2 protein-coding genes are annotated in these 2,904 nt (G+C 36.2%); both read left to right on the plus strand.

Annotation, left to right across the window (positions count from 1 at the left end; genetic code table 11):
• Positions 1-773 precede the first annotated feature (773 nt).
• The gene (locus MKJ01_RS18715) at positions 774-1,523 is read left to right on the plus strand and encodes an AraC family transcriptional regulator (protein ID WP_241615767.1); all 750 of its coding nucleotides are present in this window, start codon (positions 774-776) and stop codon (positions 1,521-1,523) included.
• A gap of 23 nt (positions 1,524-1,546) precedes the next feature.
• The gene (locus MKJ01_RS18720) at positions 1,547-2,707 is read left to right on the plus strand and encodes an NAD(P)/FAD-dependent oxidoreductase (protein WP_241615768.1); all 1,161 of its coding nucleotides are present in this window, start codon (positions 1,547-1,549) and stop codon (positions 2,705-2,707) included.
• Positions 2,708-2,904 lie beyond the last annotated feature (197 nt).

Below are 2,904 nucleotides of genomic sequence, written 5' to 3' on the forward strand. Positions count from 1 at the left end.
AAAATTTTTTGAGCTGTAAGGGCTCAAAATTTTCCAGAATAACTTTTTAACTTACACAGTTAGTGAGACACTACCCAATGGGATCAAAGAAGCTTTTCTTTCTTCGCTGATCTCCTGTCTTTTCAGCAGTTCTATCGTTTCTAATAGTTTAGTGTACATCTATAATATAATTTGAGCCTGTAATTTTTAAATATTCAAAGGATGGCAATAAACGTCATGGTAAATCCATTTTTTTCTCTAGGCAATACTGTCGGTATTCTAAACCTGAAAGCCATTACTTTATTTTTAAAGCAAAGTTTTAAAATTGAATTCCGATCAATTTATCTATTGTCTCATCTTGACATTCAACTTTTATTCCAACATTTTTAAAATATGGGGTTTTCTTGTGATCATCTGATGATGACTTAAGAATTCTTCCGGTTTCAGCTGAAGTTCAGTATGATTATCATATAGAGATCCAAAGATATAACTTACTCATTTTTAAATGTCCTAAACATTAATTATGTAAATCGACAGGGCAATTAATTTATTATTAATGGCATAATAATAGTCATGAATTTTTTCTTTCTCATCAGTTTTTTCTACAAGTCATATATCAACCATATTCCGTAATTTTACGAATCAACATATTCAATTAGCTTATAGATGAAATAGGAATGTATTCTTATCTTTCAAAAAAAGTATTTTCAATTTCATATATCGGTGATCATTAATGACTACGATACGTTTAAAAACCGGGAAGGGATTAATAGAAATCCGGACACTTTTCAAATATGCAACCTACATTAAGTTTTAAACTCATTCAGCCTGATGAATCGATAAAAGATTTTGTCTATTGTTTTTCATCCCTGCAAAATTTTTCCGGTCAGCAGCAGGCCGTCATCATTCCCAATGGAAGAATTGATCTGATTTTTTCAAAAACAAAAGACCGCAAAATACAGGTTGCCTTGCTGGGACTGGAAACCCAACCCCAATACCCTGATCAGGAATTTTCAGATTTTTGTTCAGTCAGTTTTAATCCTCTGGCCATAGAATATATATTCGGTTTCCCAGTGGCAGATATTATAAACAGCGGAAAACTGATGCCGGATGATTTTTGGGAAGTTGATGCGGATGATCTGGATCATTTTGAAGTATTCTGTGATGCAATGACAGAAAAAATCAATTCGCTGCTGCCTGAAGAAGTGGATGTACGTAAACGTATATTATTTGAGTTGATTTTTGCTTCAGACGGTGAAATTTCAGTTTCAGAAATCTCCGGAAAGATCTTATGGAGCCAGCGCCAGATTAACCGCTATTTCAATCAGCAGTTCGGGCTTTCATTAAAAGCATACTGTAAGATACTCCGTTTCCAGGCTTCGCTTTCCCATATCAAAGAAGGGAACCTGTATCCGCAGCTCAATTTTACCGACCAATCCCATTTTATCAAAGAGGTTAAACAACTTTCAGGAGTTTCCCCGAAAGAGCTGCATAAAAACGAAAATGACCGTTTTTTACAATTTTTAGTCTACAGCCAAAAGTAATTTTGTAGTCTAAATATAAGGATATGATATTACAAAATAAGAAAGTGGCCATTATAGGAGGTGGTCCCGGCGGCCTGACGTTAGCAAGGCTGTTGCAGCTAAAAGGGATTGATGTTAAGGTATATGAAAGAGATTCTGACCGAAGTGTACGGGTTCAGGGTTCGCCTCTTGACTTACACGAACATTCAGGCCTGGCAGCCATAAGAAAAGCAGGATTGCTGGATGCATTTAAAAATAATTATTTGCAGGGAGCTGATAGAACCACTATAACCAATGAAAAAGCAGAAATCATTTTCAGTGATCATGATATGATGAAAGAAGAAGATTTCGGACATGAATATTTCCGTCCTGAAATAGACCGGGGCACTTTAAGAAACATTTTATTGGATTCTCTGCAACCGGAGAACATTATCTGGGACAGTCACTTCCTTTCGATGGAAAAACAGGAAAACGGCTGGCTGCTATATTTTAAAAACGGATCGGAGGCGTATGCCGATTTAGTTATCGGAGCAGATGGAGCCAACTCAAAAACAAGACCTTATCTTACCGATATCCAATCATTTTACTCCGGTATCACCATGCTTGAAGGTAATATAGATGAAGCTGAAAAATACGTTCCCGAAATAACTAAAATTCTCCGGGGCGGTAAATTAATGGCCTTTGGAAATAAAAAGAATATCCTGATGGGACAGAAAGCAAATGCAGAAATCGGTTTTTATGCCAGCTTTAAAGCAGAAGAAGACTGGATCTTAAAAAGCGGCTTAGATTTTTCTGACAAGCATCAGGTATTGGAATGGTTTGAGAAAGAATACTCCGGATGGAGCAAAATCTGGTCTCAGCTTTTTGAAAATGCATCGGTTCCTTTTATCCCCAGGCCAATTAGATGCATGCCTTTGGACCAAAATTGGGAGCCCCATCCAGATGTTACCATAATTGGTGATGCCGCCCATGTAATGCCGCCCTTTGCAGGAGAAGGAGTGAATATGGCCATGCTGGATGCGTTGGAACTGAGTGAAAGTCTGACAGGTAATCATCACATTTCAGTATATGATGCCATTTCATCTTATGAAGAAGCAATGCGCAATAGAGCTTCCGTAACCGCAAAGGAATCCCTGGACAATGGCGAAAGGATGCACCATGCAAATGCGCTGTCAATGATGTCTGAATTTTTTAGCGGACTATAAAATAACCAGCATTTTATAATCATATATGCACAGGTTTATATTATAAATTGAACATTATCAAAATATGATTTTGCCGGATAAAAAAATCATTAAATTCAGACATTAATTAAATTTAAAAAGGAAGTTGTTTAAACTTATTTATAAAAAAAAGTTCCGAGAAAATTAGCAATTTTGGATTGCAATTTAAAAGACTAATA

It is taken from the genome of Chryseobacterium sp. SSA4.19 (assembly GCF_022601875.1).
Lineage (GTDB): Bacteria > Bacteroidota > Bacteroidia > Flavobacteriales > Weeksellaceae > Chryseobacterium.